Source organism: Arthrobacter sp. zg-Y1110, from assembly GCF_025244865.1.
In the GTDB taxonomy this organism is placed as follows: Bacteria; Actinomycetota; Actinomycetes; order Actinomycetales; family Micrococcaceae; genus Arthrobacter_B.
The window spans coordinates 2,451,831-2,464,167 of sequence record NZ_CP104272.1 but is presented as its reverse complement, the minus strand read 5'-3'; the positions used below and the strand labels follow the sequence as shown (position 1 = coordinate 2,464,167).

Annotated in this window: 10 protein-coding genes; 7 read left to right on the top strand and 3 right to left on the bottom strand. The window is 66.1% G+C overall.

What is annotated here, in order from left to right; genetic code table 11:
• Positions 1-8: 8 nt before the first annotated feature.
• Both N2K99_RS11490 and N2K99_RS11485 read right to left on the bottom strand, forming a co-directional pair.
• Positions 9-608, bottom strand: a complete 600-nt coding sequence (locus tag N2K99_RS11490; protein ID WP_227918308.1) for a GDSL-type esterase/lipase family protein — start codon at positions 606-608, stop codon at positions 9-11.
• 63 nt (positions 609-671) lie between these two features.
• Positions 672-4,481, bottom strand: coding sequence for a multifunctional oxoglutarate decarboxylase/oxoglutarate dehydrogenase thiamine pyrophosphate-binding subunit/dihydrolipoyllysine-residue succinyltransferase subunit (locus N2K99_RS11485; RefSeq protein ID WP_227918307.1), 3,810 nt, complete (start codon positions 4,479-4,481; stop codon positions 672-674).
• A 471-nt stretch (positions 4,482-4,952) separates the two neighbouring features.
• On the opposite strand from N2K99_RS11485, the gene N2K99_RS11480 reads away from it, so the two are divergent.
• The 5 genes from N2K99_RS11480 to N2K99_RS11460 all read left to right on the top strand — a co-directional run bounded on the left by N2K99_RS11480 (position 4,953) and on the right by N2K99_RS11460 (position 10,202).
• Positions 4,953-6,347 carry a hemolysin family protein gene (locus tag N2K99_RS11480; RefSeq protein ID WP_227933162.1) on the top strand — a complete coding sequence of 465 codons (1,395 nt, stop codon included), beginning with the start codon at positions 4,953-4,955 and terminating at the stop codon, positions 6,345-6,347.
• Positions 6,344-7,411 carry a hemolysin family protein gene (locus tag N2K99_RS11475; protein ID WP_227918305.1) on the top strand — a complete coding sequence of 356 codons (1,068 nt, stop codon included), beginning with the start codon at positions 6,344-6,346 and terminating at the stop codon, positions 7,409-7,411. Before N2K99_RS11480 ends, N2K99_RS11475 begins: the two co-directional genes overlap by 4 nt.
• Before the next feature lie 106 nt (positions 7,412-7,517).
• Complete coding sequence (locus tag N2K99_RS11470) at positions 7,518-8,501, top strand: metal ABC transporter solute-binding protein, Zn/Mn family (protein WP_227933163.1); 984 nt, start codon at positions 7,518-7,520, stop codon at positions 8,499-8,501.
• A 26-nt stretch (positions 8,502-8,527) separates the two neighbouring features.
• Positions 8,528-9,328, top strand: a complete 801-nt coding sequence (locus N2K99_RS11465) for a metal ABC transporter ATP-binding protein (protein ID WP_227918534.1) — start codon at positions 8,528-8,530, stop codon at positions 9,326-9,328.
• Positions 9,315-10,202: a metal ABC transporter permease gene (locus N2K99_RS11460; RefSeq protein WP_227918303.1), complete on the top strand. Its 888-nt coding sequence runs from the start codon at positions 9,315-9,317 to the stop codon at positions 10,200-10,202. The genes N2K99_RS11465 and N2K99_RS11460 overlap by 14 nt, the downstream gene beginning before the upstream one ends.
• Here the strand turns inward: N2K99_RS11460 and N2K99_RS11455 are convergent.
• Complete coding sequence (locus tag N2K99_RS11455; RefSeq protein WP_227918302.1) at positions 10,199-10,630, bottom strand: Fur family transcriptional regulator; 432 nt, start codon at positions 10,628-10,630, stop codon at positions 10,199-10,201. The genes N2K99_RS11460 and N2K99_RS11455 overlap by 4 nt on opposite strands.
• 132 nt (positions 10,631-10,762) lie before the next feature.
• Between N2K99_RS11455 and N2K99_RS11450 the strand changes: the two genes are divergently transcribed.
• Together N2K99_RS11450 and N2K99_RS11445 are read left to right on the top strand one after the other, a co-directional pair.
• The gene (locus N2K99_RS11450; RefSeq protein ID WP_227933164.1) at positions 10,763-11,422 is read left to right on the top strand and encodes an MBL fold metallo-hydrolase; all 660 of its coding nucleotides are present in this window, start codon (positions 10,763-10,765) and stop codon (positions 11,420-11,422) included.
• Positions 11,422-12,288, top strand: coding sequence for a sulfurtransferase (locus N2K99_RS11445; RefSeq protein ID WP_227933165.1), 867 nt, complete (start codon positions 11,422-11,424; stop codon positions 12,286-12,288). Before N2K99_RS11450 ends, N2K99_RS11445 begins: the two co-directional genes overlap by 1 nt.
• Positions 12,289-12,337: the final 49 nt, after the last annotated feature.

Genomic DNA, 12,337 nt, shown 5'->3' with positions numbered 1-12,337 from the left:
CGGAGTTTTCAGTTCATGTCGGGCAGGTCGAGCCACTGGTACCAGCCTCGGTGAAGCACCAGCCACGCCATGAGGCCGTAGCCGGCCTGGCCCGGCGTTCCGCCGTTGGCGGCCAGGTCCGTACGCCACTGCTCATGGTTCAGCAGCGGGTTGAGGGTGTCCACGTACACGTGCTTCCGCCGCGTGGTCACGTCGCCGAACGCTGCGGAGAGATCCGCGAGCTTCCGGTTCCGTTCCGGATCCAGGCCCGGGGGAGGGCCTACCACGAAGACCTTGATGCTCATCTGTGCGGCGCCGTCGAGGATGTTCGCCAGGTTCAGGCGGCTTCGCGCCGTCGTCAGCTGAAGGTCCAGGTCCCGGTCCGACAGCCCGATCACGAGGCGGTTTTCGCACCCGTCCTCGAATCGTCTCCCGGCTTCGGCGAGCCATCTGTTGGCCAGCGCCTCGGTGCCCTCGTTGGGTGCAGCCAGGCTGTATGCCTGGAGGTTGACGTTCTCGGGCGATGTTCGTGCCAGGACACGTCCCAGCCAGCCGAGTGCGCGCGGATCCCCGTGTCCGGCCAGCAGCTCATCACCTACAGCAGCAAGCCGAATTCTGCGTTGTTCCACTAGTCACCTTCTCGAATCAAAAAAACAGGGTGGGACGCCGAAGCGCCCCACCCTAAATCTAGCCTACTGACGTTCGAAGGCCTTTTTCACAAGGATGTCCTGCTCCACTGCGTGGCGCTTGGCAGAGCCCGTAGCGGTGGAGGCCGACGCCGGGCGTGAAACCAGGCGCAGGCGGCTGTCCAGGTGCTGGGGCAGGTTGAGGCCGATGAAGGGCCACGGACCCTGGTTCGCCGGCTCGTCCTGCGCCCAGACGATGTCCGCGTTGGGGTACTTGCCCACAGCGGCCCGGATCTCATCGACGGGGAGCGGGTAGAGCTGCTCCACGCGGACGATCGCCGTCTTGTCGTCGCCGGTCTTCTGGCGGTTTGCCAGCAGATCGTAGTACAGGCGGCCGGACACCAGCAGCACGCGGTCGACGGCGTTGGCATCCAGTTCGGCATGCTCGGCGATGACCGGCTGGAACTCGCCGTGCGTGAACTCCTCCACCGACGTCGCGGCCGCCTTCAGGCGCAGCAGCTGCTTGGGAGTGAAGACCACCAGCGGCTTGCGCGGACGGCTGTACGCCTGGCGGCGCAGCAGGTGGAAGTGCGAGGCGCCCGTGGTCGGGTTGGCAACAATCATGTTGTCCTCGGCACACATCTGCAGGAAACGCTCGATACGTGCGGACGAGTGGTCCGGTCCCTGTCCCTCGTAGCCGTGCGGAAGCATCAGCACCAGCGAGGACCGCTGGCCCCACTTCTGCTCGGCCGACGAGATGAACTCGTCAATGATGGTCTGGGCGCCGTTGACGAAGTCGCCGAACTGGGCTTCCCAGAGCACGAGGGCGTCCGGACGCTCCACCGAGTAGCCGTATTCGAAGCCCATGGCGGCGAATTCGGAAAGCAGGGAGTCGTAGATCCACAGCTTGGCCTGGTTCGGGTCCAGCTCGGCAAGCGGCATCCACTCTGCGCCTGTGGCGCGGTCGTGGAAGACAGCGTGGCGCTGCGTGAAGGTTCCGCGGCGTGAATCCTGACCGGCGAGGCGTACAGGGACGCCTTCCATCAGCAGCGAACCGAAGGCGGCGATTTCGGCAAAGCCCCAGTCGATGTTGCCCTCACGGGACATCTGGTCCCGCTTTTCCAGCAGGGACTTCAGCTTCGGGTGGACCGTAAAGCCCTCGGGGACGGCCACGTGGGCCTTGCCGATGTGCGCCAGGACCTCGGCGGAGACCGCAGTGCTTGCCGGCTTGATGATCGTGGTGCCTTCCTGCTGGGCAGCAGGACGTTCCAGATCGGAAACCGCTTCGGAATCCTTGGTGATCACCGGGATGGGCGAGGTCTGGGCAGCATGCGTTTCCGCGAAGACGCGCTCGAGGCGGCCCTGGTAGTCGCGCAGCGCCTGCTCGGCCTCGTCCTGGCTGATGTCGCCTCGTCCGATCAGGGACTCGGTGTACAGCTTGCGCACGGAACGCTTGGCCTCGATCAGGCTGTACATCATCGGCTGGGTCATCGAAGGGTCATCGCCTTCGTTGTGGCCGCGGCGGCGGTAGCAGACCATGTCGATGACGACGTCCTTGTGGAAGCGCTGACGGTACTCGTAGGCCAGCTGGCCAACCCGTACGACTGCTTCGGGATCATCGCCGTTGACGTGGAAGATCGGTGCCTGGACCATCTTCGCGACGTCGGTGGAGTAGACCGACGAACGCGAGGACGTGGGCGACGTCGTGAAGCCCACCTGGTTGTTGACCACTATGTGGATGGTGCCGCCGGTGCGGTAGCCGCGCAGCTGGGAGAGGTTGAGCGTTTCCGCCACCACGCCCTGGCCCGCGAAGGCTGCATCGCCGTGCACGAGGATCGGCAACACGGGGAACTCGTCGCCCTTGTCCAGCCGGTCCTGCTTGGCGCGGACAATGCCCTCCAGCACGGAATCGCCGGCTTCGAGGTGGGACGGGTTGGCGGCCAGGTAGACCTTGGTCTGCTTCCCGTTGTCCGAAGTGAAGGTTCCCTCGGTGCCGAGGTGATACTTCACGTCGCCCGAACCCTGCACGCTGCGGGGGTCCTGGGTGCCTTCGAATTCGCGGAAGACCTGTGCGTAGGTCTTGCCTGCGATGTTTGTCAGGACGTTGAGGCGGCCGCGGTGGGCCATGCCGATGCCGACTTCCTCGAGGCCGTCGTCGGCGGCACCGGAAATCACGGCGTCCAGCAGCGGAATCAGGGATTCGCCGCCCTCAAGCGAGAAGCGCTTCTGTCCAACGAACTTCGTCTGGAGGAATGTCTCGAAGGCCTCGGCAGCGTTGAGCTTGCTGAGGATGCGCAGCTGCTCTTCGCGGGTCGGCTTCGTGTACTTGGTCTCCAGGCGGTCCTGGAACCAGAGGCGTTCCTCGGGATCCTGGATGTGCATGTATTCGATGCCGGCCGTGCGGCAGTACGCGTCCCGCAGCACTCCGAGGATCTTGCGGAGCTTGAGCATCGGCTTGCCGCCGAAGCCGCCCGTGGGCCACTCCCGGTCCAGGTCCCAGAGCGTCAGGCCGTGGTTCAGGATGTCCAGGTCGGCATGCCGGCGCTGGACGTATTCCAGCGGGTTCGTGTCCGCCATCAGATGGCCGCGGACCCGGTAGGCGTGAATCAGCTGCTGGATGCGTGCAACCTTGTTGATCTGCTCGTCCGGGTTGACCTGGATGTCCGGGCTCCAACGGACCGGCTCGTACGGGATCCGCAGGGACTCGAAGATCTCGTCGTAGAAGTTCTGCTCACCCAGCAGCAACTGGTGGATGATGCGCAGGAACTCGCCGCTGCCGGCACCCTGGATGACGCGGTGGTCATAGGTGGAGGTCAGGGTGATGATCTTGCTGATGGCGTTGCGGGCCAGGATCTTCTCGTTGGCACCCTGGAATTCAGCCGGGTACTCAAGGGCGCCGGCGCCGATGATGGCGGCCTGTCCCTTGGAGAGGCGGGGAACCGAGTGTACGGTGCCGATGCCGCCCGGGTTGGTCAGGGAGATGGTGGTGCCGCGGTAGTCGTCCGCGCCGAGCTTGCCGTTGCGGGCCCGCTTGACCAGCTCTTCATAGGCGTGCCAGAACTCCGAGAAGTTCAGGGTTTCGGCCTTCTTGATGTTCGGCACTACCAGCAGACGGGTTCCGTCCGGCTTGGGCATGTCGATAGCCAGGCCGAAGTTGACGTGTGCGGGCTGGACGGCAACGGGCTTGCCGTCCACTTCGTCGTAGTGCACGTTCATCGACGGGAACTGGGCAGCAGCGCGGATGATGGCGTAGCCCAGCAGGTGGGTGAAGGAGATCTTGCCGCCGCGGGCACGTTCCAGATGGCTGTTGATGACAATGCGGTTGTCAATCAGCAGCTTGGCCGGAATGGCACGCACGGTGGTTGCCGTGGGGACGCTGAGGCTGAGGTCCATGTTCGTGGCGATGGCCTTGGCCGGACCACGCAGCACGGTGACCTTGTCCTCTTCCGCAGCGGCGTCGCTGGGCTGGGTCTTGGGCAGCTGCGCGGGAATCGGCGCGGCCTTGGCCTCGGCCTTCGGCTCGCTCTTCGCAGCGGGCTCGGCCTTCGCCGGTTCCTTGGCTACCGGCGGCTTGCCCGACTGCTGCGTTGCAGCGGGCGATTCGCCTGATGCCTTCGGCGCGTTGGGTGCCGTGCTCTCGGCTTTCACTACCGGAAGTTGGCGGGTGGCGGGCCGGGAACCGTCCGGGGAGCCGGCGCCGTTTCCGTTGGAGCCGTTGCCGGACTGGGAGTCTTCAGCCTTGAAGGATTCGAAGATGCTCCACCACTTTTTGTCAACGGAGTCCTTGTTCGACAGATACTGCTCGTACAGTTCATCGACAAGCCACTCGTTGCCGCCGAATTCCTCCGGCAGGCGGTGGTTGGATTGGTCTGGCACTAGATATACGCCTCTTCCATGAGTTGCCGTTTGCCCTGATGGCACCATGTTCTGACGCTTCCGCCTCAAGTACTGGTGCGGCCCGGTGCGCAGTGACCGAGACTTCATGCCAGTCTAGTGACATAGTCGAACATGTGGCCAATCCCGCACCGCTTGATGAAGGCGGCGGTGGCTGCAGACCGGCGGGAACTGCCCAGGGAAGCCGCTGTGGCGGCCCCGGAGCAAACCTGTAAACTGGGCTTTCTATGGACAGTTTCTCTAGGCGCCGGCCTGCGTCACGGACTGCGGTTGCCGCAGTCGGTGCGCCACGAGCCGGCAACGCCCGCACACCCACGGCCCAGCATTCACCTGCCTCGTCATCGGAGCCTTCCAGTCCGGCCGCAGCCGACCACCCTCCGTCTGAACGTTTCCGTGCAGCGATTCATCCCTCTCTTTTAAGGCCGTCTGCCCCGACGGCAGGGGAGTGCTGACATGGAGTGGCTTTACCTTCTCTTTGGCCTCCTGCTTATTCTCGGCACCGGATTCTTCGTCGCCGTCGAATTTGCCCTCGTGGCGCTGGACCAGCCTGCCGTCCGCCGGGCAGTGGACGAGGGCGACAAAGCAGCTGAACCACTGCTGCGCTGCCTGACCACCCTCTCCACCCAGCTCTCCAGCTGCCAGCTGGGCATCACCATGACCACCCTGCTGACCGGGTTCGTTATGGAACCCTCCGTTGGGCGCCTGCTGGAGGGGCCCTTGGCCTCCCTTGGCCTGCCGCCCGTGGCCGTGGACTCGGTGTCCGTGACCGTTGCGATGATCCTGGCGACCTTCCTTTCGATGCTGCTGGGCGAACTGATCCCCAAGAACATGTCCATCGCCATGCCGTTCCGTGTCGGTAAGGCACTGGCACGGCCGCAGCTGGCTTTCACCGTGGTCTTCAAGCCCGCGGTGCTCCTGCTGAACGGTTTCGCGAACAAGATCCTCCACCTCTTCGGCCTTGAGGCCAAGGAAGAGGTCAGCGGAGCGCGCACGCCGGCCGAGCTGTCCTCCATGGCGCGGCGCTCCGCGGAGATGGGCACCCTGGACAAGGGCACTGCCGACTTCCTCTCCCGGACCTTCTCCTTCGCCGGACGAACCGCTGCCGATGTCATGACTCCGCGCATCCGGCTCGAAACGATCGACGCCGAGCAGCCCGTGGCTGATGTCATCGAGGCGGCGCGGCGCACCGGGTACTCCCGCTTCCCGGTCCTCGGGGATTCACCGGACGATATCCGCGGCGTTGTCCACGTCAAGAAGGCCGTGGCCGTGCCGCGCAGCCGGCGGGCCACCCTGCCTGCGGCCGCGATCATGAGCGAGATCCTCCGGGTGCCGGAAACGGTCCACCTGGACTCACTGCTTTCCGAACTCCGCAACGCCAACCTGCAGCTCGCCGTCGTCCTGGACGAATACGGCGGAACCGCCGGCGTCGCCACCCTGGAGGACCTGGTGGAAGAGATCGTCGGCGAAGTTTCCGACGAGCACGACAAAGCCAAGCCCGGCGTGCTGCAAAGCGCATCCGGCGCCTGGTACTTCCCGGGCATCATGCGTCCCGACGAAGTCACCGCCCTGGTTCCGCTGCTGCGGATGCCGGACGAAGCCGGATACGAAACCGTGGGCGGCTACATCATGGCCGAGCTCGGCCGCATCGCCGAGGCAGGGGACCGCGTAGAGGTGCCCGGCGGCGTGCTCGAGGTGGAACGGATGGACGGTCGGCGCATTGACCGCGTCAGCTTCATCCCCGCCGACGAGGGGGCCGGTTCCGGCCAGCCCAAACACATTGAAGACGAAGACGAAGACAAAGCCGGCCGAAGCACGGAGCGCCCGGCACGCAGGGAAGGCATCCGATGAGCGGCGACCTGGCGGGAATCTTCTGGCTGGTTGTCCTGCTCCTGGGCAACGCGTTCTTCGTCGGCAGCGAATTCGCGGTGATGTCCGCGCGGCGCAGCCAGATCGAGCCGCATGCCGAAGCCGGATCGAAGCGGGCCAAGACCACCCTGTGGGCCATGGAGCACGTGTCCCTGATGCTCGCGTGTGCGCAGCTGGGTATTACCGTCTGCTCCCTGCTTATCCTCTCGGTGGCCGAACCCGCTATCCACCACCTGCTTTCGGTGCCGCTGAAGGCCGTGGGCCTGCCGATCGAAATAGCCGACGGAGCCGGTTTCCTGGTGGCGCTGCTGCTCGTGACCTTCCTGCACGTCACCATCGGCGAGATGGTTCCGAAGAACATCTCGGTGTCCGTTGCGGACCGCGCAGTGCTGCTGCTCGCCCCGCCGCTGGTCTTCATTTCCCGCCTGGTACGCCCGATCATCGGCACGCTCAACTGGATGGCCAACCACGCGCTGCGCCTCATGGGGATCACCCCGAAGGACGAAGTCGCCTCGGCCTTCACGCTGGAGGAGATGCAGTCCATCGTGGAGGAATCCACGAAGCACGGGACCGTCGCCGACAATTCCGGCCTGATCTCGGGAGCACTTGAGTTCTCCGGACAGACCGCGGGGACGGTGATGGTGCCGTTGGATGAACTCGTGAGCCTGGGCACGGACTCCACTCCGGCGGAATTCGAGCGCGCGGTGGGCCGGACCGGCTTCTCCCGCTTCGTCCTCGTGGACGACGCCGGGAACCTCACCGGGTACATGCACCTGAAGGACGTTATGTCCATCCCGCTGGAGGCCTATGAACGGCCGATCACGGAGAACAAGGTCCGTACCCTTGCCAACCTCCGCCTGGACGACGAAATCGAGGACGCCCTGGCCGTGATGCAGCGGACCGGCTCCCATCTGGCCCGCGTGCTGGGCCCGGACGGAACCACCCGCGGCGTCCTGTTCCTGGAAGACATCATTGAACAGCTGGTCGGCGAGATCAGGGATGCCACCCAGGCACAGGGCATCCGCAGGACCGGCGAAAGCCTCTAACGCCTAGATGCGAATGATTCGCGTTTAGGTTATGCTGAAAAAGCTTCGGCGGTGCCGGGGCCCGTTTTCGCCGCCATGAACCGCCTACCCAGGGATACCAAACCTTATGCGCCGCTTTCCCGTCCGCCTGGCCGGAACCTTCCTTGCAGCAACCGCACTCGCCCTGACCGGCTGCAGCGGCGGCAATGGGGGCGACGGCGGTGAAGCCGAGGGCAGTGACGGAGTCATCAACGTGGTGGCGTCCACCGACGTCTACGGCAGCATCCTCACCGGGATCGGCGGGGACAACGTCGAAGTGACCGCCCTGATTGACCGGCCCAGCCAGGATCCGCACTCCTACGAGGCCTCGGCGCGGGACCGGCTCGCGGTATCCAAGGCGGACCTGGTGGTGCTCAACGGCGGCGGTTACGACACCTTCCTGGAGAAGCTCGCGGCGGACGAAGGCATCCCCGCCGAGAACATCCTCAATGCCGTGGAGATCTCCGGCCTCGAGGACTCCGACTCCGATTCAGCAGAAGAGGAAGAGAGCCACGACGAGGGCGAAGACCACCACGGCCATCACCACGGCTCCTTCAACGAACACGTCTGGTACAGCCCCGAGGCCATGGGGCGGCTTGCCGACGCCGCCGCCGAACGCCTCGGCGAACTGGACGCCGATGCCGCCGGCACGTTCCGCAGCAACGCCGCGGACTTCAATGCGGGCATTGCGGACATCGACGCTTCCCTTGCCGCGGTTCGGGAAACCGCCGGCGGACGCGACGTCGCCCTGACCGAACCGGTGCCGGACTACCTCGTGGAAGCGGCGGGGCTGCACAACGCCACCCCGGCGGACTTCACGGAGGCCGTCGAGGAAGGCTCGGATGTTCCGCCGCACGTACTGAAGGAAATGCAGGACCTGGTGACGGGCGGCTCCATTGCCTTCCTTGGCTACAACCAACAGACCTCTACCTCGCAGACGGAGGCGGTACGCCAGGCCGCGCTGGACGCTGGCGTTCCCGTGGTGGACTTCTCCGAAACCCTTCCCGAGGGCCAGGACTACCTGCAGTGGATGGCCGATAACACAGCCAACATGGAAAGCGTGCTGCAGTGAATGCTTCCGGGCAGCCCGCCCCGGTGGTGCGCCTGCGGGACGCAGGCCTGTCCTACGGGGACCGTACCCTGTGGAAGAACCTTGACCTGGACATCAATGCCGGTGAATTCCTCGCCGTCCTCGGCCCCAACGGATCAGGCAAAACGAGTTTCCTGAAGGTCCTGCTGGGCCTGCAGCCGCTCACCGGCGGCACCGTCACCGTCAACGGCCGCAACGTGCAGCGGGGCAGCAAGGACATCGGCTACATCCCGCAGCAGAAGTCCTTCAGTCCCGGCACCCCGCTGCGTGGACGGGACCTGGTGGGACTCGGCGTTGACGGCGACCGATGGGGCCTGCGGCTGCGCGGAAAGCCGGTGCGCCGCCGCGTGGACCGGCTGCTCGAGCAGGTGGGGGCCACGTCCTACGCGGATGAACCCGTGGGACGGCTCTCCGGCGGCGAGCTGCAGCGCCTGCGCGCGGCACAGGCACTGGCCACCAACCCGGATCTGCTGCTCTGCGACGAGCCGCTGCTCTCCCTGGACCTGCACCACCAGCAGGCCATCAGCTCCCTGATCGAACGGCGCTGCCATGACGACGGCGCCGCCGTCGTTTTCGTGACCCACGAAATCAATCCCGTCATCGAGTACGTGGACCGCGTGCTGTACCTGGCCGGCGGACAGTTCCGCACCGGCACTCCCGCCGAAGTCCTGCGCAGCGACGTGCTTTCGGAAATGTACGGCAGCCGCGTCGAAGTCCTGCGCAGCCACGGCAGGATTGTGGTCCTGGGCATCCCGGACGCCACCACCCACCACCACGGAGAAAGCGAGGGCGACCTTGGACCTGCGTAGTTTCTTCGATGCGGTTTTTGATTTCAGCGATTACGGCGAGCTGCTTCCGCTGGTGAGCAATTCCATCTGGGCCGCGGCGATCCTCGGCCTGGTCGGCGGGCTGATCGGCACCTTCGTCCTGATGCGTGACCTGGCCTTCGCCGTGCACGGCATTGCCGAGCTCTCTTTCGCCGGGGCGTCCTTTGCCCTGCTGATCGGAGTGAACGTGGTGGTCGGTTCGCTGGTCGGATCGGTGGCGGCAGCCGTCCTGCTGGCGGTCATGGGCCTGCGGGCCCGGGACCGGAACTCGATCATCGGCGTCATCATGCCCTTCGGGCTGGGCCTGGGCATCCTGTTCCTTGGCCTCTACGAGGGCCGCTCCGCCAACAAGTTCGGGCTGCTGACGGGCCAGATAGTCGCGGTGGATACCGTGCAGCTGAACCTGCTGGCAGGGGTTGCCGCCGTCGTGGTGGCTGCCCTGCTCTTCATCTGGCGCCCCCTGACCTTCGCCAGCGCGGACCCGGACCTCGCAGAGGCCCGCGGCGTGCCCGTGCGGATGCTGTCGATTGTCTTTATGTTCCTGTTAGGCCTGGCCGTGGCACTGTCCATCCAGGTGGTGGGGGCCCTGCTGGTGCTCTCCCTGCTGATTACTCCCGCGGCGGCAGCCCTGCTCGTGACGTCCTCGCCGCGCCTGGTGGTGTTCCTGAGCGTGCTCTTCGCGCTGGCCTCCTCGGTCGGCGGCATCCTGCTGGCGCTGGGCGGCCGGATTCCAATCAGCCCGTACGTCACCACGGTGTCCTTCGCGATCTACCTGGTCTGCCGGATCATCCGGCGCACGCGCGGCGGGCACCGGCGCCGGGAGCTCAGCGCAAACACGGCTACGGCCGCAGCCTAGCCCTTACGGGCGCTGCACTCCGGGCACAGGCCGAAGACCTCAACGGTGTGCGCCACTTCGGTGAAGCCGTACTTGGCGCCCAGGCCCGCGGCCCAGCTCTCCACCTCAGGTGCTTCCACCTCCACGGCCTTGCCGCAGTTCCGGCAGACCAGATGATGGTGGTGGTGCTCGACGGCGCACCGGCGGTACAGCGCCTCGCCGTCGCCGCCCCGCAGCACGTCCACGAGGTTTTCGTCCGCCATGGACTGCAGGACCCGGTAGGTAGTAGCCAGGGAAACCCGTTCGCCGCGCTCCTGCAACAGCCGGAAGAGTTCCTGGGTGCTGACAAAGTCGTCGAGTTCATCCAGGGTGCGGCCCACTGCCAGGCGCTGGCGGGTTACACGCTGCTCCGGTGCGCGCTTGGATGTCCGGGATGTCTCGGGTGACACGGAGGTTCCTCCAGCGGGTGGGACGGCAGGCGGGCGGCACCGTGGCCGCAGGGATGGATAGACCCCAAGATTATCAGCAGTACCGCAACGCCCGTCCTGCACGGCCGAACGCCTCCGGAGTAGGGTGGCGCTATGAAAATGACGAAGTTCACGCACTCCTGTGTCCGGTTCGAGCAGGGCGGGCACGTCCTGGTGCTGGATCCCGGCACTTTTTCCGAAGTTGAAACAGCGCTGCAGGATGCCGATGCCATCCTGGTGACCCACGAGCATGCGGACCATCTGGACCGCCCGCGGGTGCTTGCCGAGATGCAGGAACAGCCGTCGCTGGAGCTCCATGCCCCGGCGGGTCTCGCTGCACTCCTTCGCAGTGAAGCCCCGCAGGAGGTGGGCGGCCGCATCCACGATGTTGAACCCAACACCAGCTTCACCGTTGCCGGCTTCGGCATCCAGTCCTTCGGCGGCCAGCACGCCCTGATCCATCCGTTGATTCCCGTTGTGGCCAACATCGGCTACCTCGTGGAAGGCCGGGTCTACCACCCGGGGGATTCGTTCGTAGTCCCCAACGGGCTGCGGCCGCGGACCGTGCTGGTGCCGATGCACGCACCCTGGTCCAAGGCGGGGGAGGTCATCGACTTCGTCATCGCCACCGGTGCGGAGCGGGCCTATCCCATCCACGACGCGCTTTTGAATGAGCGGGGGCTGGGGATGGTCGAGGGCCATGTCACCCGGTTCGGCAAGGTTTACGGCACCGAGTTCCGGCATCTGGACGCCGGGGAAACCGTGGACCTGTAATGGATGTCCTGATCTCCCCGCAGCAGCTGCACGAACGCCTCGGCACGGCGCGTCCGCCCGTGCTGCTGGATGTGCGCTGGGTCCTGGGCGCTGCCGACGGCGAGGAAAAGTACCTGCACGAACATCTGCCCGGTGCGGTGTACGTGGATATGGACACCGAACTTTCGGCCCCCGCCGTTCCCGAGGAAGGGCGGCATCCCCTGCCGGATCCCGCTGCCTTCGCCGAGGCCGCCCGCAGCTGGGGCCTGAATGACGGGGACACAGTGGTGGTGTACGACGACGCCGGGGGCACGGCCGCCGCACGCGCCTGGTGGCTGCTGCGGCACGCCGGCTGTAAGGACGTGTTCCTGCTCGACGGCGGCCTCGCGGCCTGGCGCAGGTCAGGACTGCCGCTGGACAGCGGTCCGGTGCAGCCGAAGCCCGGGACGGCGCACCTGTCCTGGGGGCACATGCCGGTGGCTTCCCGCCGGGACGTCAGCCGGGTGGCCGCCGAGGGAGTACTCATCGACGCCCGGGCACCGGAACGTTACCGCGGAGAAACCGAACCGGTGGATCCCCGGGCCGGACATATTCCGGGAGCGGTCAACCGGCCCTCCACCGACAACCTCACTCCGGACGGCAGCTTCCGTGCACCTGGGGAACTGTCCCGCGCCTTCGAAGACCTCGGCGTGCGGCCGGACCGGCCCGTTGCGGCGTACTGCGGTTCGGGGATCTTCGCCTCCCACGAGGTTGCCGCACTGGCGCAGGCCGGCATCACGGCGGCGCTCTACCCGGGCTCCTGGTCACAGTGGTCCAACACCCCCGGCACCCCTGCGGCCGTCGGCGCGGATCCGGGCCGGCCCGAAAACCCGCCGGAAAAGGGGTAGCGTCGAATCATGTTTACCGGCCGACCCGTTCCTCCGCCGCTGCGGGCAC

Bases quoted from the DNA above. Each gene is read 5' to 3' on its own strand.
- N2K99_RS11480 (WP_227933162.1), top strand. From the start codon at position 4,953: ATGGAGTGGCTTTACCTTCTCTTTGGCCTCCTGCTTATTCTCGGCACC.
- N2K99_RS11475 (WP_227918305.1), top strand. From the start codon at position 6,344: ATGAGCGGCGACCTGGCGGGAATCTTCTGGCTGGTTGTCCTGCTCCTG.
- N2K99_RS11470 (WP_227933163.1), top strand. From the start codon at position 7,518: ATGCGCCGCTTTCCCGTCCGCCTGGCCGGAACCTTCCTTGCAGCAACC.
- N2K99_RS11450 (WP_227933164.1), top strand. From the start codon at position 10,763: ATGAAAATGACGAAGTTCACGCACTCCTGTGTCCGGTTCGAGCAGGGC.
- N2K99_RS11445 (WP_227933165.1), top strand. From the start codon at position 11,422: ATGGATGTCCTGATCTCCCCGCAGCAGCTGCACGAACGCCTCGGCACG.